Genomic DNA, 15,044 nt, shown 5'->3' with positions numbered 1-15,044 from the left:
TGATCCTCGTTTTGCAGGACAGCCAAGCCGTTGTTATTTGTCCGCAATTCATGTTGTAGATAAATAACAACGACACTAATTAGTCACTGTACATATCTTGCTCAGTGCTTTTTCAGCTAAACTATTCATTAAAAGTGCGGATAAAAGGACTTGAACCTTCACTCCTTTCGGAACTAGAACCTAAATCTAGCGCGTCTGCCAATTTCGCCATATCCGCATTAATTACTTATGTTAGCATAATAAATTAGTTATGGCAATAGGTAAAAAAGTCAAATTTTCAAATTATAGGGATGGGGTATTGTTGATTTTTCCCCATATTCCCCATCTTCTACATGATAGCTACACGCGGTAGACGGTGCTTGAAGCCGCAGAGAATTTCCCAAGAAATGGTGTTTAACTGCTTTGCCCAATCATCTGCGGATATGTGTTCTTTTCCTTGTTCTCCCAGTAAGGTGACTATTTCTCCTTCTTGCAAATCGGGGATAGAACTGACATCTAACATGATTTGATCCATGGTAATTGCGCCAATTTGTGGAACACGCTTACCACGGATTAATACTTGCATTTTGTCAGAAAGATTCCGGGGAACTCCGTCTGCATAACCAATACCTACGACAGCAACACGCATTTCTTGAGAAGTTATAAAATGATGTCCGTAGCTAATTCCAGTTCCTGCTTCCACTGTTTTAACTTGGGTAACTCGCGCTTTGAGTTGTAAAACAGGTTGCAGTTGAATTTTATTTTTTAAATGGGGTGCAGGATAGAGTCCGTAAATAGCTAAACCTGCTCGTACCATGTCATAGTGTAATTTTGGATTTGCGAGGGTAGCGGCTGAGTTAGCTAAATGTAAACTGGGAATTTTGATGCCTCTAGCTTTGATTTGAGCGATCGCTTCCTCAAATCGTCTATGCTGTTCTTGCATGATTGTTGGATCTGGACTATCTGCGGTGGCAAAGTGGGAATAAATACTAGCAATATCCAAATGGGGTAATCCTTGTATCAACTGGACAAACTCTGCTGCTTGTTGCCAATTTGTACCCAATCTAGACATTCCTGTATCTAATTTAATGTGTACAGGTAGGGGAGAATTATAGTTAATAGTTTCTAATGTATTAGAAAATTCTAAAGCTTGCTTAGGACTACATAATGTAGGCTGAAGTTGCCAATGGGCGATCGCCTGAATTTGTTCTATTGTATGAGTTGCCCCTAAAATTAAAATCGGGGATTTAATGCCACCTTCTCTTAACTGTATACCTTCAGGAACTGTCGCTACACCCAACCAAGTAGCACCCGCTGCTAAAACAGTTTTTGCAACTGTTAGCGCCCCATGTCCATAGGCATCTGCTTTGACAACAGCCATTAATTCGGTACTTGGTGATAAAAATTTTACCAACTGCCTGACATTATTAGACAACGCCCCTAAATCAATTTCTACCCAAGCCCGCTGAGAAAACCAGGCATAAGTATCACTCTCCTGAGAATCAGCAAAAATGGGGGTTTGCTTACCACTTAACATTGCTTTTCACTCCTATCACACCAATATCTAGCTTCTCAGATCCCCTAGAAGCTTATATCACTCTAATCAGGAAGTTTAACTCTGATCCGGGACGGGGAACAAGATAGTCGTCCCACTAGATGAGGAAATAGGTAATCGGGAGTAATTACTAATTACATTGGTGCTAGGTGACACAAGCTCTACTCCACAATTCCTGCATCCATACTTAACTTCTAATCGCGCAGTGTAGTATCAGCCATACTCCTACATAACAATTAACATTGTCTTCTTTTGTGTTTTCTCCGGTCTAGCATTGAGTAAACTACCTACACTGTATGCTTCGCATACAGTGTGAGCCTCCTTGCGGGAATAGGTGAGCTTTATTCTAAAATAGCTAGTAGGCATTTCGGAAATAGTAATACTATTGGAAAGAATACCTAAGTGCATCAAAATAATTCATGATGATTCAGGTAGAACGCAAGAACGAAAAAGATTTTTTAATTTATTTCGTATCTTGTATTTAATAGGGTCTTCCTACTCAAAATGAATCAAAAGCAGTTAAAAGTTAAAATGAGTAACTTGTGAGTATCGTCTAAAAAAGCTAACAGCTTGATATTAGATGCTCAAATAAAGTGAATGAGGCGTTTTGAGTATCTTTATGAGTATTATGAAAAGTATGAAAGCTGAAAATATTGATTTTCCGGTGCTGCACTCGGAATTATTCTTACGTCATCGTCTACAGGTAGTAGAAGATTTGTGGGAAACCGTCCTCCGGCAAGAATGCGGGCAAAACATGGTGGAGCTTTTACGCCAACTTAGGGATCTATGTTCGCCAGAAGGACAAGCTACAAATGACCAGGCCGCATCAGCAGTTGAACTAATCGAACAATTGAATATCAATGAAGCAATTCGCGCTGCACGTGCTTTTGCTCTATATTTTCAGTTGATTAACATTGTTGAGCAGGAATATGAACAAAAGCAGCAATTAAACCGCTACGCTGATCAACCTGATCAGGGGGTTTTCCCTAGTATCATTTATGCCACTAACCAACGAGAAGAAGATCTACCGATTACGAAAGAAATAGGTAGCGACTTACTGACAGCAGAAACTGCACAGAAAGGGACTTTTGCAGCTTTATTTCCCCTATTATTTCAGTTGAATGTTCCGCCTCAACAAATTCAACGCCTCATTTCTCAACTAGATATCCGGTTAGTTTTCACGGCTCACCCTACAGAAATTGTCCGTCATACTATCCGAGATAAACAGCGTCAGGTGGTACATCTTTTACAAAAAATGGATGAAGCACAAACCCGCGCTGGTAGCTATCCTTGGGAAACATTAGAAATCAAGGAAAGATTACTGGAAGAAATTCGCCTCTGGTGGCGCACTGATGAACTTCATCAATTTAAACCGACAGTTTTAGATGAAGTAGATTATGCTCTTCACTACTTCCAAGAAGTATTATTTGATGGAATTACGCAACTATATAAACGCTTCAAATATTCTCTGGGGGAAACCTTTCCCTGGTTACAACCACCAAGTACAAATTTTTGCTCCTTTGGTTCTTGGGTAGGTTCAGATCGAGATGGTAATCCATCAGTGACACCGGAAGTAACTTGGAAAACCGCTTGTTATCAGCGGAAAATGGTGTTAGAGCGGTATATTAAGTCAATCAAAGAGCTAGTGACATTATTGAGTGTATCTATGCACTGGAGTGATGTTCTCCCAGATTTACTAGAATCTTTAGAGTTAGATCAATCTCAATTAAGTGATGTTTATGATGCTTTGGCGTTGCGTTTTCGCCAAGAACCCTATCGTCTCAAGTTATCTTATATTCTCAGACGGCTAGAAAATACCCGCGATCGCAATTTATCTTTGTATAATCGGGAAACGCCACAGAATGAAGATGCACCCATGTACCGTTCGGGTTCGGAATTCTTAACAGAATTATTGTTAATTCAACGCAACTTAACAGAAACAGGTTTAAGTTGTCGAGAATTGGAAAATCTGATTTGTCAAGTCGAAATATTTGACTTTAATCTTACCCAATTAGATATTCGTCAAGAATCATCCCGTCATGCTGATGCGTTGAATGAAATTCTCGAATATTTGCAGATTTTACCCCAACCCTACAACGAACTATCAGAAGAACAAAGAATAGCTTGGTTAACAGGAGAATTGCAAACTCGCAGGCCATTGATTCCCGCTGAATTACCATTTTCGGAAAAAACCAATGATGTAATTGAAACTTTCCGAATTTTGCGATCGCTCCAACAAGAATTTGGCATCAACATCTGTCAAACTTACATTATTAGTATGTGCCGCGAAGTCAGCGACGTACTAGAAGTTTTACTATTAGCCAAAGAATCGAGTTTATTTGATCCTGTGATTGCAGTAGGAACAATTCGCGTCGTTCCTTTGTTTGAAACAGTAGAAGATTTGCAACGCTCTAGAGGCGTGATGCGCCAACTGTTTGAACTGCCTTTATATCGGGCAATGTTAGCAGGTGGTTATGCAGCCATGGACAGTAATGAACAAGCACCACCATCCATTTCTATCCTCAATCCCAACTTACAAGAAGTCATGCTGGGATATTCTGATAGTAATAAAGACTCTGGTTTTTTAAGTAGTAACTGGGAAATTCATAAAGCCCAAAAATCACTCCAAAAAATTGCCGAAGGTTACGGTGTAAATCTGCGGATTTTCCACGGACGAGGCGGTTCTGTCGGACGTGGTGGCGGTCCTGCTTATGAAGCGATTTTAGCGCAACCAGGTCACAGTATTAGTGGCCGGATTAAAATTACTGAACAAGGGGAAGTCTTAGCTTCTAAATATTCCTTGTTAGACTTGGCTTTGTATCACCTGGAAACCATCACTACAGCAGTAATTCAAGCCAGTTTACTAGGAACAGGGTTTGATGATATTGAACCTTGGAACGAGATTATGGAAGAGTTAGCTCATGCGTCGCGTCAGCACTATCGTAATCTCATCTACGAGCAACCTGATTTTATTGACTTCTTTCATCAAGTCACCCCCATAGAAGAAATCAGCCAATTGCAAATTAGTTCACGTCCAGCCCGTCGTCCATCTGGTAAAAAAGATTTAAGTGGTCTGCGAGCAATTCCTTGGGTATTTAGTTGGACACAAACCCGCTTTTTACTACCTTCTTGGTATGGAATTGGTACAGCTTTACAAAAATTTCTGGATGAAGAACCAGAACAACATTTGAAATTACTCCGCTATTTCTACCTCAAATGGCCATTCTTCAAAATGGTAATTTCTAAAGCCGAAATGACTTTAGCAAAAGTAGACATGGAAATGGCACGTCATTATGTTGATGAATTGTCTAACCCAGAAGACAAACCTCGATTTGAGAATGTGTTTGGACAAATTTCCAGCGAATTCTTTCTAACTAGAGATTTAGTTCTAAAAATTACTGGACATGAAAAACTCTTAGATGGTGATCCAGTATTACAGCGTTCTGTACAACTACGAAACGGAACAATTGTGCCTTTAGGATTTATCCAAGTTTCCCTGCTCAAACGTCTACGTCAATCCAAAAATGCCCCCACAACAGGCGTAATTCACTCTCGTTACAGCAAAGGAGAATTACTCAGAGGAGCATTATTAACCATTAACGGAATTGCCGCCGGCATGAGAAATACAGGTTGATGGAAGGTGACAGGTTACAGGTGACAGGTGACAGTAAAAAGAAGACAAGAAGTTTAATAAATATCTCTCTGTTTCCTGATCCCTGTTCCCTGTTTCCTCCTGTTCCCTGTTTCCTAATTAATATGATCAAAAAACGCATTCTTATTTGTACCTTTTTAGCACTTTCTTCCGGTTTTTTTGGTAGTTTAATAGCTGGACAAATTACCGTTATTCTCCATAGCCAAAAATGTCAAAACCAGGCTTGGGGATTAAAAGAAATGTGCAGTTTTTTAGTAACTCCGGGAGCAAGTTGGCAAGGTAGCACAACGGGACTATGGACAGGGACAATTTTAGGGGCATTTGTCGGTGGGTTAATCACTCGTAAATCTAGCCATTGGTAAAATTCCTCTCCCTGCCTCTTCCCTGGTAAAATATTTCCATATCTTTGAAAATAAGTTGCCATGACTACTGAAACTACCACAGGTGCTGGTGCGATCGATAGAGCAATTGATCGCGGTATTGATTTTGATGGTTCTCCTATTCCCATAGCTAAGTTAGACTTGTATGAAGAAGTTATGGGATTAGAAGGCAATAGACAACGTAGCGGTGTATCTAATACTATGCGTTCTCGTATTGTCCGCATTGGTGCTAAACATATTCCCCAAACTGAACTTGATCAAAAACTGGTTGATGCTGGTTTTGCCCCTTTGAAAGAAAAAGAAATTGCCTTCTTCTACGGTGGTAAGTAGGTGTTTAAAATAGTCGTTGAAGCAACGTAGGGAGCAGGGGAGCGGGGGAGCAGGGGAGCAGGGGAGCAGGGGAGCAAGGGAGCAAGGGAGCAGGGGAGTAGGGGAGCGGGGGAGCAGGAAAAACTTCTTAACAACTGACAACTGACAACTGACAACTGACAACTGACAAAAGATCATAACTTCGTCAAAAGTAAATGCCCATAATTATTTGTCCGGGAATTCATGAACCAGAATTAACGGTCAGCTTTATTCAAAGATGCTTAAATAAAGACCATACAAAGGCAGTAGATATACTGATTTATCCAGGACAAGGTTATTTAACTTTATCAACATTTCATATTTTACATTTTTTGTGCGATTCCTTCGGAGCGCCTAGCTATCGCCTCGGTAATAAGTTAGAATCGCCTGTTATATTCATTTGCTTTAGTGCTGGTGTAGTTGGAGGTATAGGTGCGGCTACAGGGTGGCAACTTTTGGGAGGTCATGTTCAAGCCTTTATTGCTATTGATGGTTGGGGAGTCCCTCTTGCGGGTAACTTCCCTATTCATCGTTTAAGTCATGATTATTTTACTCACTGGACTTCAGCTTATCTTGGTTTAGGAGAAAATAACTTTTACGCCGAGCCAGCAGTTGACCATTTATCAATGTGGCACTCCCCCCAATCTGTCCAAGGCCAATGGGTAAACCCTTCTGTTGGCTTCTCTCCACCCAAAAACTACCTGAGTGCATCTGAATTTCTCAATCGTCTATTAGAACGTTATAAAGAGAAATAGTGATTATTTATTCCCCATTCCCAAGTATCTGATGTTTCCCACTGAACCTACCACTGTTAATAACGGTTTTACAGCACTGCTCAAAAACCGGGGTTTTATGCTCCTATGGATTGGTCAACTTATTTCTCAACTGGCAGATAAGGTATTCTTTGTCTTAATGATTGCCTTACTCCAACTCTACTTACCTACTGATAATGTAGCAGGAGACGGACGCTTTTATTTGTATATGGCATTTACCGTTCCAGCCATGTTGTTTGGCTCGGCTGGTGGTGTTATCGTTGACCGTGTACCAAAAAAACTGGTTATGGTAGGTTCAGACGCAGTGCGTGGGGTATTAATGCTGTTAATTCCCTTCTTACCACGAGAATTTGCCATTCTGTTACTCTTCACCTTTAGCATATCCACCATCACCCAGTTTTTTGCCCCAGCAGAACAAGCTTCAATTCCACTGTTGGTAAAAAGAGAGAGTTTAATGGCTGCCAATGCCTTATTTAGCAGCACAATGATGGCAGCATTAATTATCGGTAATGCCGTGGCTAATCCCATGTTAAATTGGGTGGAAAGCTTCAACAAAGGCTTTGGTAAAGAATTGGTAGTTGGCTGTTTATACATACTTTCCGCCTTGATTATGATGCCGATTCATTTTCAAGAACACAGAGATACTGATAAAACTACACCGGCAATTAATCCCTGGGCTGAATTTTTACAAGGACTGCGCTACCTCAAAAGAAATCGGCTAGTGTGGAATGCCATGTTGCAAATTGTGACTTTATATTGCGTGTTTGCCGCATTGATAGAATTAGCAATTGGTATGGCCGCAAGATTAAACTTAGCACCAGAAGAATTTAGCTCTTTCGTGGCTGCGGCTGGAGTCGGTATGGTGATAGGTGCGGCTATTTTGGGACATTCTGGCCATAGATTCCATCACAAACCCTTACCTTTAATTGGGTTTTTGATGATGGCATTTTCCTTGGGTTTGTTCATTTTTGTGAATAATCAACCCGTAGCATTAGGACTTTGTATCTTTTTAGGTGTGGGTGCAGCTTTTGTTAACGTGCCAATGCAAACTTTAATTCAACAACAAACACCACCAGAAATGCACGGTAAGGTTTTTGGCTTTCAAAATCATGCTATTAATATCGCTCTCACTGCACCTTTATTAATTACAACAAAGCTAGTTAATGGCTTTGGTTTATCGGCAGTGTTATTGGGAATGTGTATAGTAGTTGGGGTTGTCGGTGTTTGGTCTTGGCAAAATACTCGCAGAGTATTGCAAGATGTAATCTAAAAACTGTACAATCTATAGTCTATTCTCAATGCTGATCAATGCAGTTTTCTCTACAATTGTGAGAATTTTTAAATTAAAATGAAGTCTTAAAGACAGAATTTAAGCGTTAATTTTAGCTATATTTTGAGGTTAACCGTGCGATCTTCTTCTCAAATCAGTCTCCCAAAATCTGAAAATAATCAGCAGTCTCCTGTTTCTAAATCGTCAGTTACCGCACCCCAACGGGCATCTGGCGGTTTTGCTTTGATAGATAGTCTCCTCCGTCATGGTGTTGAGCATATTTTTGGTTATCCCGGTGGCGCAATTCTCCCGATTTATGATGACCTCTATAAAATAGAAGCAACGGGTACGGTTCAGCATATCTTAGTTAGACATGAGCAAGGTGCATCTCACGCCGCTGATGGCTACGCCCGTGCTACTGGTAAAGTGGGAGTATGCTTTGGTACTTCTGGACCTGGGGCAACTAACTTAGTTACAGGTATTGCTACAGCCTATATGGATTCTATTCCCATGATTGTAGTCACGGGACAAGTCCCCAGGGCTTCTATTGGGACAGATGCTTTCCAAGAAACAGATATTTACGGGATTACCTTACCCATTGTTAAGCATTCTTATGTAGTCCGTGATGCCAAAGATATGGCGCGGATTGTTGCTGAAGCTTTTCATATTGCCAGCACTGGTAGACCCGGACCCGTTTTGATTGATGTTCCCAAAGATGTGGCTTTGGAAGAATTTGATTATGTCCCTGTAGAACCAGGTTCAATTAAATTACCGGGATATCGTCCTACTGTGAAGGGAAATCCCCGCCAAATTAATGCAGCCATTCAATTAATTCAGGAAAGTCGCCGCCCATTGTTGTATGTTGGGGGAGGAGCGATCGCTGCTAATGCCCACGAAGAAATTAAACAACTAGCAGAATTATTTAATCTCCCTGTCACCACTACCTTAATGGGTATCGGTGCATTTGACGAACATCATCCCCTTTCCTTGGGAATGTTGGGAATGCACGGTACAGCTTATGCCAACTTTGCCGTTACAGATTGCGATTTATTAATTTGCGTTGGTGCTAGATTCGATGACCGAGTTACAGGTAAATTAGATGAATTTGCCTCTTTAGCTAAAGTCATTCATATTGATATTGACCCCGCAGAAGTCGGTAAAAACCGTGTTCCCGAAGTTCCCATTGTTGGTGATGTTAAAAACGTCTTAAAAGACCTATTACGGCGATGTAAAGACGCAAATACCAAAGCCACACCTAACCAAAACCAAGAATGGTTAAACTTAATTAACAGTTGGCGGCAAGATTATCCTTTAATTGTCCCCCATCATGCCGACAGCATTTCCCCCCAAGAGGTAATTGTGGAAGTCGGTACTCAAGCCCCCCAAGCATTTTACACCACAGATGTGGGTCAACATCAAATGTGGGCAGCCCAATTCCTCAAAAATGGACCAAGACGCTGGATTTCTAGTGCCGGTTTAGGAACAATGGGTTTTGGTGTCCCTGCGGCTATGGGTGTAAAGGTAGCATTCCCTGATGATGAGGTGATCTGTATCAGTGGTGATGCCAGTTTCCAAATGTGCTTGCAGGAGTTGGGAACATTAGCACAATATGGCATTAATGTCAAGACTTTAATCTTAAATAACGGTTGGCAAGGCATGGTGCGACAGTGGCAAGAAGCCTTCTACGGACAGCGTTATTCATCTTCTAACATGGAAGTCGGAATGCCTGATATTGAGCTTCTAGCACAGGCTTATGGCATCAAGGGGATGGTAATTACCAAGCGGGAAGAATTGGCAGATAAAATTGCCGAAATGCTCGCGCACAATGGACCAGTGATTGTGAATGTCCACGTTACCAGAGATGAAAACTGCTATCCCATGGTAGCTCCGGGTAAGAATAATTCGCAAATGGTTGGTTTGCCTAAGCCTATACCCAGAACCGCTGTTGAATCAATTTCTTGCAGCAATTGTGGGACACAAAACCTCCCCAGTCATAATTTTTGTGGTGAGTGTGGGACAAAGTTGTAGTTAGATTTTGTAGGGGTTTAGCGTTATGCTTTACCCTTACAGTAAAGCTCACTTTATTCTTCATCAGGATCAAGATTTATTGATTTCTACAATCATTTCTCCTTGGCGTAATTTTTCCAACGCATCATCTAAAGTGAAATTCAGAAGTTGACGCAAATTACGATTAGTCACATTTCCACAAGTTAACCAAATAATTTGCGGAGGTGTACCCAACCGACAAACCAGGTCAACAAAATCACTGTCTTTTGTCATAATTATCACATTAGCTATTTTTGCAGCTTCAAAAATATCAATATCTTTAGCATCACGTAAACCAATTTCTTTTAATGAAAATGCTTCGATAGTAAAAGTATTTATAATCCAATCTGCTAATGTTGGAGGTAACTGTGCATCAATCCAAATTTTCATGCTGTTAATCTAACAAAATCAGTACGTCTTGCAGCAAATATCAGACAAGCTTGAATATCTTCTAGTTCTAAATCGGGAAAGTCTTCTAAAATTTCATTTACACTGACATTTTCTGCTAACATTTCTAAAATGTCGCTAACTCTAATTCTCATTCCCCGAATGCAAGGACGACCTCCACATTGACCAGGTATTTGTGTAATACGAGTTAATAGTTCATTCATAATAATTAATTAAAGGTCATACTAAAAGATATTTTAGCATATTTTAGGTATAGCGATACAGCAATCTTATATTTTACTGGGTGTTCGTAGTCCATAAATCTTTTCTCTGTCTAAATATTCTTCTTTGATATCCAGTTTAAATGTAGGAAAATGATACTTACGTTTTTTGATGGGAATGATGACAATTTCCACTTCATCACCATTTTTTAAAGTGTCGGGTAAACTGTCTTGGAGAATAATAGTTTGATTTTGGATGTATCTTTTCATATTTTTCAAGGAGTTGAGGTAATATTGTTAGTATAATTTATTGTTGTCTGAAATTGACAAAATACTGTCCAATCTAATAAAATAGAGACGGTTAATGTTTTTAAAATAACTTATGGTTTATGGGAATTGAAGAATTATTACTACCATTTCGAGAAGAAATATTAAAAATTGCCACTAAATATGGTGCTTATAATATGAGGGTTTTTGGTTCAGTTGCTAGAGGTGAAGCAACACCAGATAGTGATGTAGATTTTTTAGTAGAATTAAAACCGCAAAGTAGTTTATTTGATTATATTGCCTTAATGCAGGATTTAGCAGCATTGCTAGGACGAAAAGTAGATATTGCTGAACCTGGCAATTTACATGAATTAATTAGAGATAAAGTATTAAGTGAGGCTGTACCGTTATGAAAGATGAGCGTTTATATTTAAGTAATATTCAAGAATGTATTGAACGAATAGAAGAATATACGAAAGCGGGTAAAGAGGAATTTATGCAAACCAAAATGATTCAAGATGCTGTAATTCGCAATTTTGAAATCATTGGGGAAGCAACAAAAAGATTATCACCTGAGTTGAGAAGTAAATATTCTGATGTTCCTTGGCAACAAATGGCGGGTTTACGAGATGTTTTAATTCATGATTATTTAAAGGTGAATCTTAATTTAGTTTGGCAAATTATTGAACATATTGATGGAAAAATTCTTCAGAATCCATGTTTTGTTGATTTTCATATATACTTAGTCGTTTAGTAACGGCAAATAAAGCATCTAATGGTGATGTATATTGAATAGTTTGTTTACGCATGGTTTTTTTGATGATAAATTAATCAAGCCACATTGGTTAATTGTTCTAAAGATTTAACTAGAGGTAAAGTTTTACCATCTTCTTGATATTCGGCAATTAGCATTTCTATAACTTCCTGAGCATTTTTAACAGCTTCCTCATAAGTATCACCATGAGTATGATATTTTTGAGTAGGAAATTCTGGTAAATGAACTAAATAACATTTATCTTCACTACTCCATTGAATAATTATGGTGTAAGGTAAATTCATTCTGCTGAATCCTCTTCTTGAATTGATTTTAATTTAGCTAATTTTTCGGTAACTTCTTTTTCTATATATAGTTTAGCATCATCTCCATCTTTACCAGATATGGTAATCGGATCACTAGGTAATAAAGGATGATACCACCGGGTATGACTTCCTTTTGCTGAACGATTAATAAACCCAGCTTTTTTGAGTAAACTTTTTAATTCTCTAATTTTTTTAGGCATTTTTCAACAGAAATCTTATATTTTTGTAGGTGCTAATAGTTCATCAATCTTTTCTTTGTCTAAATTAGAGATATACTTTTTAGAGATTTTCTATAAATTCTTCAGGTGTGACTTGTGCTTGTTTAAGAATACCGCTTAATGTACCTACTTTTAATTCTGGATGTAGTGGAACAACACAACCAACTTCACCATTAATTGTTTGTTTTTTCATGATTACATGACTACCTGTTTGTCTAATTTGATAAAATCCCAGACGTTCTAAAGTCCGAATTGCTTCTTTACTAGAAATTCGTGGTAATTTAGGCACAAGTAACCTCTATGCTAGTCACATATCTAGGAGAGGTTTCTGGTAAAGGAAATTCTTCTAAATAAAGTCGTGTTGCTTCTTTTAAACCTATTATTGCTTGTTCTATTGTTTCTCCTTGATCTACTGTACCAACTTCTGGACATTCAGCGATATACATATCATCTTCTTTGTAAACAATCACTGTAAAACTGTGAGTTTTCATAGGTCTTGTTATTGAGGTTTACATCTAGGTTTATTTTAACATTAATAATAGGGGTTTAGGATTGCTAAACTCTTACAGAATATCAATCATATTCAATGCTGTAATGGCTTTATTTTTCAGGAATAGCAGATAACAAACAACGTAAAGCACGATTCACTGCTTCTGAAGTTTGAAAAACTTGAGCAACATCAGGATCAAGAATTACAGTAATTTTATTTTCTGAGGTGGTAGCAAAACGATTAGGACGAGCTTTAGTATAATCAAAATTATACTCTGGTAATAAATCATCTGATTCAAAATCATCTTGCTGATTAATTGGTGTTTTGTTCATAGTCTTATTTTTGATAAAATATTATCTGGTATCATAGGGTTTAAACCTTCAATATTCAGAAAATGTTTAATATTATATGTGGGGAATGATGACAATTTCCACTTCATCACCATTGTGTAAGGTATCGGGTAAACTGTCTTGGAGAATAATTGTTTGATTTTGGATATATCCTTTCATATTTTTGAATAATCTGATAAAGGACTCTTTTTTTGTACTCTATTATAACATAAAAGGTAGGGATTTAGGATTGCTAAACCCCTATAAACTATTGATATAATTAATCTTGCCAATTTTGTTTTGCTCTAGCAAAAATTTCCTCAATACTTTGATCTTGATATATCGTTTTTGAGATTTCTACATAATCAGTAGGGGTTTTGTGTAGCAACGTTAAAAAACGCATAGCTGCTGCTGAACCAAGAGATTCATATAGTGCTTTGATGCCTTTGATTTTAATTTCTGTATCATCCATGATATTATTGATTTCCATAGTTTTCATTATTCCTAATATAATCAATTGGGTTTATGATGGCTATTTATAACTCTAATTTATAATGGCATTAATCAATAAATTATGGCGTTACAATTTGAATGGGATGAAAACAAACGTTTAAATAATATTCGTAAACATGGCATTGATTTTGTAGATGCCGTGATCATTTTTGAAAATGACAATGTTATTATAGAAGATGATCGTTTTAACTATAATGAACAAAGATTTATTGCTTTAGGACTTCTTCAGGGATGGGTGATAGTTATTGTTTATACTGAACGTGAGGATATCATCAGAATTATATCAGCTAGGAAAGCCACCAAATATGAACAACGAACCTATTTTGAACAAATCGCTAACTGATTGGCAAAGATTAGAGACAATGGAAGATGAAGATATTGATTTTTCTGATTGTCCAGAGATTACCCCCTCTCAATTTGCCAAAGCAACAGTCCATCGTCGGACAAAATCTATACCAAAAAAAGAACCAGTAATGTTAAATATTGATAAAGACGTGATTGAGTGGTTTAAATCTCAGGGAGAATCTTATCAAAATCAAATTAATGCTTTATTGAGAGATTATATGCAAACACACCAATCCTAATCTATGTTCAATCAATTAATTAATCGCTTTATTTTTCAGGGATAGCAGATAATAAACAACGTAAAGCACGATTTACTGCTTCTGATGTTTGAAAAACTTTAGCGACATCGGGATCAAGAATTACTGTAATTCTCTTTTCTGAGGTAGTAGCAAAACGATTAGGACGAGCTTTAGTATAATCAAAATTGTACTCTGGTAATAAATCATCAGCATCAAAATCATCTTGCTGATTAATTGGTGTTTTGTTCATAGTCTTGTCTCTCTTTTTTAGTGGCTAAACGACAGCTAAAAATACGGATTAAATTACTTTCTCTTTCGGTAAAACAAACTAAAAGTAAGTGATTTTGATTTGAATAACCAATAATAATCTCTCTTTTTTCTCCGAAAGAATGAGCTAAGTCATCAAATATCAAGGCAAATGGATCATCAAATACTGTTTTTGCTTCCTCAAAACTCACTCCATGTTTGTTGATGTTGATTTGCGCTTTATTTTCATCCCATTCAAATTTTACCCTTATATAAACCTATCATTCAAGTTTTTATCATTAAAATTATACTTGATGTTGAAGTGTTATTTGTTAACTGCTATAGAGATTTATACATCATTAGCAATTCTTGATTCTCGGTTAGCAGCAGCAGCTAGTCGTTGTGGTGTTAGTTTGGTTGTTTTTGATTAGTTTAACGCATTGGTAGAGAATAGAAGGTAAATTCAGGGATGAGAATATTAAGTTACAATTTATTCAGTAATTCCTGTAATTTTTTTCAATAATTATTGTGATTTTTGAGCATTTTGTGTATTACCTTGTTGTTGATAGAGTTGTTTTGCAGTTTCTAAATCTTTAATTGCACCTATTTTATCTCCTAAATCAGATTTAGCAAGTCCCCGGTTGTTATAGGCTTTGGCATATTGAGGATTAATTGTGATAGCTTGAGTAAAATCATCAATTGCACC

22 protein-coding genes, 1 tRNA gene and 1 pseudogene are annotated in these 15,044 nt (G+C 37.7%); 10 read left to right on the top strand and 14 right to left on the bottom strand.

All coding sequences use genetic code 11. From position 1 onward, the window contains the following. Positions 1 to 135 precede the first annotated feature (135 nt). Both FJR04_RS11130 and alr read right to left on the bottom strand, forming a co-directional pair. Positions 136 to 217, bottom strand: a tRNA-Leu gene (locus FJR04_RS11130). A 111-nt stretch (positions 218 to 328) separates the two neighbouring features. After that, on the bottom strand, positions 329 to 1,516 hold the full coding sequence (gene alr, locus FJR04_RS11125; protein ID WP_168494577.1) for an alanine racemase: 1,188 nt from the start codon (positions 1,514 to 1,516) through the stop codon (positions 329 to 331). Between the two features lie 646 nt (positions 1,517 to 2,162). Here alr and ppc point away from each other — a divergent pair. The 6 genes from ppc (at position 2,163) to ilvB (ending at position 9,985) form a co-directional block, all read left to right on the top strand. Further along, positions 2,163 to 5,168 carry a phosphoenolpyruvate carboxylase gene (gene ppc, locus FJR04_RS11120; protein ID WP_168494665.1) on the top strand — a complete coding sequence of 1,002 codons (3,006 nt, stop codon included), beginning with the start codon at positions 2,163 to 2,165 and terminating at the stop codon, positions 5,166 to 5,168. Positions 5,169 to 5,290: 122 nt separating this feature from the next. Continuing rightward, positions 5,291 to 5,548 carry a hypothetical protein gene (locus tag FJR04_RS11115; protein WP_168494576.1) on the top strand — a complete coding sequence of 86 codons (258 nt, stop codon included), beginning with the start codon at positions 5,291 to 5,293 and terminating at the stop codon, positions 5,546 to 5,548. A 60-nt stretch (positions 5,549 to 5,608) separates the two neighbouring features. Further along, positions 5,609 to 5,896: a DUF4090 family protein gene (locus FJR04_RS11110; protein WP_168494574.1), complete on the top strand. Its 288-nt coding sequence runs from the start codon at positions 5,609 to 5,611 to the stop codon at positions 5,894 to 5,896. Between the two features lie 194 nt (positions 5,897 to 6,090). After that, a complete protein-coding gene (locus tag FJR04_RS11105; protein WP_168494572.1) occupies positions 6,091 to 6,669 on the top strand; it encodes a hypothetical protein in 579 nt (192 codons plus the stop codon). 31 nt (positions 6,670 to 6,700) lie between these two features. Further along, positions 6,701 to 7,957, top strand: a complete 1,257-nt coding sequence (locus FJR04_RS11100) for an MFS transporter (RefSeq protein ID WP_168494570.1) — start codon at positions 6,701 to 6,703, stop codon at positions 7,955 to 7,957. A 135-nt stretch (positions 7,958 to 8,092) separates the two neighbouring features. After that, the gene (gene ilvB / locus FJR04_RS11095; protein WP_168494567.1) at positions 8,093 to 9,985 is read left to right on the top strand and encodes a biosynthetic-type acetolactate synthase large subunit; all 1,893 of its coding nucleotides are present in this window, start codon (positions 8,093 to 8,095) and stop codon (positions 9,983 to 9,985) included. A gap of 69 nt (positions 9,986 to 10,054) precedes the next feature. On the opposite strand, the gene FJR04_RS11090 is transcribed toward ilvB, so the two are convergent. The 3 genes from FJR04_RS11090 to FJR04_RS11080 all read right to left on the bottom strand — a co-directional run bounded on the left by FJR04_RS11090 (position 10,055) and on the right by FJR04_RS11080 (position 10,881). After that, complete coding sequence (locus FJR04_RS11090; protein WP_168494566.1) at positions 10,055 to 10,393, bottom strand: DUF5615 family PIN-like protein; 339 nt, start codon at positions 10,391 to 10,393, stop codon at positions 10,055 to 10,057. Then, positions 10,390 to 10,614, bottom strand: a complete 225-nt coding sequence (locus FJR04_RS11085; RefSeq protein ID WP_027403705.1) for a DUF433 domain-containing protein — start codon at positions 10,612 to 10,614, stop codon at positions 10,390 to 10,392. Before FJR04_RS11085 ends, FJR04_RS11090 begins: the two co-directional genes overlap by 4 nt. Before the next feature lie 66 nt (positions 10,615 to 10,680). Beyond that, a complete protein-coding gene (locus tag FJR04_RS11080) occupies positions 10,681 to 10,881 on the bottom strand; it encodes a hypothetical protein (protein WP_168494564.1) in 201 nt (66 codons plus the stop codon). A 119-nt stretch (positions 10,882 to 11,000) separates the two neighbouring features. On the opposite strand from FJR04_RS11080, the gene FJR04_RS11075 reads away from it, so the two are divergent. Both FJR04_RS11075 and FJR04_RS26635 read left to right on the top strand, forming a co-directional pair. Beyond that, complete coding sequence (locus FJR04_RS11075) at positions 11,001 to 11,291, top strand: nucleotidyltransferase family protein (protein ID WP_168494562.1); 291 nt, start codon at positions 11,001 to 11,003, stop codon at positions 11,289 to 11,291. After that, a pseudogene (locus FJR04_RS26635) lies at positions 11,288 to 11,509 on the top strand (DUF86 domain-containing protein); the annotation flags it as partial. The gene FJR04_RS11075 and the pseudogene FJR04_RS26635, both read left to right, overlap by 4 nt. Positions 11,510 to 11,709: 200 nt before the next feature. Here FJR04_RS26635 and FJR04_RS11065 read toward each other — a convergent pair. The 6 genes from FJR04_RS11065 to FJR04_RS11040 all read right to left on the bottom strand — a co-directional run bounded on the left by FJR04_RS11065 (position 11,710) and on the right by FJR04_RS11040 (position 13,485). Then, positions 11,710 to 11,937, bottom strand: coding sequence for a type II toxin-antitoxin system HicB family antitoxin (locus FJR04_RS11065; RefSeq protein ID WP_168494560.1), 228 nt, complete (start codon positions 11,935 to 11,937; stop codon positions 11,710 to 11,712). Continuing rightward, complete coding sequence (locus FJR04_RS11060; RefSeq protein WP_168494558.1) at positions 11,934 to 12,158, bottom strand: type II toxin-antitoxin system HicA family toxin; 225 nt, start codon at positions 12,156 to 12,158, stop codon at positions 11,934 to 11,936. The genes FJR04_RS11065 and FJR04_RS11060 overlap by 4 nt, the downstream gene beginning before the upstream one ends. A 79-nt stretch (positions 12,159 to 12,237) precedes the next feature. Further along, positions 12,238 to 12,465 carry a type II toxin-antitoxin system HicA family toxin gene (locus tag FJR04_RS11055; RefSeq protein WP_168494556.1) on the bottom strand — a complete coding sequence of 76 codons (228 nt, stop codon included), beginning with the start codon at positions 12,463 to 12,465 and terminating at the stop codon, positions 12,238 to 12,240. Beyond that, the gene (locus FJR04_RS11050; RefSeq protein ID WP_168494554.1) at positions 12,458 to 12,667 is read right to left on the bottom strand and encodes a type II toxin-antitoxin system HicB family antitoxin; all 210 of its coding nucleotides are present in this window, start codon (positions 12,665 to 12,667) and stop codon (positions 12,458 to 12,460) included. Before FJR04_RS11050 ends, FJR04_RS11055 begins: the two co-directional genes overlap by 8 nt. Before the next feature lie 109 nt (positions 12,668 to 12,776). Then, entirely contained in the window at positions 12,777 to 12,998 is a 222-nt protein-coding gene (locus FJR04_RS11045; protein ID WP_168494552.1) for a hypothetical protein, read from the bottom strand. Positions 12,999 to 13,275: 277 nt separating this feature from the next. Further along, positions 13,276 to 13,485 carry a hypothetical protein gene (locus FJR04_RS11040; protein WP_016953185.1) on the bottom strand — a complete coding sequence of 70 codons (210 nt, stop codon included), beginning with the start codon at positions 13,483 to 13,485 and terminating at the stop codon, positions 13,276 to 13,278. An 84-nt stretch (positions 13,486 to 13,569) separates the two neighbouring features. On the opposite strand from FJR04_RS11040, the gene FJR04_RS11035 reads away from it, so the two are divergent. Continuing rightward, on the top strand, positions 13,570 to 13,851 hold the full coding sequence (locus FJR04_RS11035) for a BrnT family toxin (protein ID WP_168494550.1): 282 nt from the start codon (positions 13,570 to 13,572) through the stop codon (positions 13,849 to 13,851). After that, the gene (locus FJR04_RS11030; RefSeq protein WP_168494548.1) at positions 13,814 to 14,092 is read left to right on the top strand and encodes a BrnA antitoxin family protein; all 279 of its coding nucleotides are present in this window, start codon (positions 13,814 to 13,816) and stop codon (positions 14,090 to 14,092) included. The genes FJR04_RS11035 and FJR04_RS11030 overlap by 38 nt, the downstream gene beginning before the upstream one ends. Positions 14,093 to 14,120: 28 nt before the next feature. Here FJR04_RS11030 and FJR04_RS11025 read toward each other — a convergent pair whose 3' ends face one another. The 3 genes from FJR04_RS11025 to FJR04_RS11015 all read right to left on the bottom strand — a co-directional run. Further along, positions 14,121 to 14,342, bottom strand: a complete 222-nt coding sequence (locus tag FJR04_RS11025) for a hypothetical protein (RefSeq protein ID WP_168494546.1) — start codon at positions 14,340 to 14,342, stop codon at positions 14,121 to 14,123. After that, a complete protein-coding gene (locus FJR04_RS11020) occupies positions 14,323 to 14,610 on the bottom strand; it encodes a BrnT family toxin (RefSeq protein ID WP_168494663.1) in 288 nt (95 codons plus the stop codon). The genes FJR04_RS11025 and FJR04_RS11020 overlap by 20 nt, the downstream gene beginning before the upstream one ends. Before the next feature lie 251 nt (positions 14,611 to 14,861). After that, a partial coding sequence (locus FJR04_RS11015) for a tetratricopeptide repeat protein (protein ID WP_168494544.1) occupies positions 14,862 to 15,044 on the bottom strand: 183 nt, incomplete at its 5' end.

Origin of the sequence: Anabaena sp. UHCC 0204 (assembly GCF_009711975.1) — a bacterium.
Classification (GTDB): Bacteria; Cyanobacteriota; Cyanobacteriia; order Cyanobacteriales; family Nostocaceae; genus Dolichospermum.
The sequence above is the reverse complement of the archived record's forward strand: the minus strand, read 5'-3'. Positions and strand labels throughout refer to the sequence as shown.

Coding starts and splice junctions, on each gene's coding strand:
- alr (WP_168494577.1), bottom strand. CDS start 1,516: ATGTTAAGTGGTAAGCAAACCCCCATTTTTGCTGATTCTCAGGAGAGT.
- ppc (WP_168494665.1), top strand. CDS start 2,163: ATGAAAAGTATGAAAGCTGAAAATATTGATTTTCCGGTGCTGCACTCG.
- FJR04_RS11115 (WP_168494576.1), top strand. CDS start 5,291: ATGATCAAAAAACGCATTCTTATTTGTACCTTTTTAGCACTTTCTTCC.
- FJR04_RS11110 (WP_168494574.1), top strand. CDS start 5,609: ATGACTACTGAAACTACCACAGGTGCTGGTGCGATCGATAGAGCAATT.
- FJR04_RS11105 (WP_168494572.1), top strand. CDS start 6,091: ATGCCCATAATTATTTGTCCGGGAATTCATGAACCAGAATTAACGGTC.
- FJR04_RS11100 (WP_168494570.1), top strand. CDS start 6,701: ATGTTTCCCACTGAACCTACCACTGTTAATAACGGTTTTACAGCACTG.
- FJR04_RS11090 (WP_168494566.1), bottom strand. CDS start 10,393: ATGAAAATTTGGATTGATGCACAGTTACCTCCAACATTAGCAGATTGG.
- FJR04_RS11085 (WP_027403705.1), bottom strand. CDS start 10,614: ATGAATGAACTATTAACTCGTATTACACAAATACCTGGTCAATGTGGA.
- FJR04_RS11080 (WP_168494564.1), bottom strand. CDS start 10,881: ATGAAAAGATACATCCAAAATCAAACTATTATTCTCCAAGACAGTTTA.
- FJR04_RS11075 (WP_168494562.1), top strand. CDS start 11,001: ATGGGAATTGAAGAATTATTACTACCATTTCGAGAAGAAATATTAAAA.
- FJR04_RS11065 (WP_168494560.1), bottom strand. CDS start 11,937: ATGAATTTACCTTACACCATAATTATTCAATGGAGTAGTGAAGATAAA.
- FJR04_RS11060 (WP_168494558.1), bottom strand. CDS start 12,158: ATGCCTAAAAAAATTAGAGAATTAAAAAGTTTACTCAAAAAAGCTGGG.
- FJR04_RS11050 (WP_168494554.1), bottom strand. CDS start 12,667: ATGAAAACTCACAGTTTTACAGTGATTGTTTACAAAGAAGATGATATG.
- FJR04_RS11045 (WP_168494552.1), bottom strand. CDS start 12,998: ATGAACAAAACACCAATTAATCAGCAAGATGATTTTGAATCAGATGAT.
- FJR04_RS11040 (WP_016953185.1), bottom strand. CDS start 13,485: ATGGAAATCAATAATATCATGGATGATACAGAAATTAAAATCAAAGGC.
- FJR04_RS11035 (WP_168494550.1), top strand. CDS start 13,570: ATGGCGTTACAATTTGAATGGGATGAAAACAAACGTTTAAATAATATT.
- FJR04_RS11030 (WP_168494548.1), top strand. CDS start 13,814: ATGAACAACGAACCTATTTTGAACAAATCGCTAACTGATTGGCAAAGA.
- FJR04_RS11025 (WP_168494546.1), bottom strand. CDS start 14,342: ATGAACAAAACACCAATTAATCAGCAAGATGATTTTGATGCTGATGAT.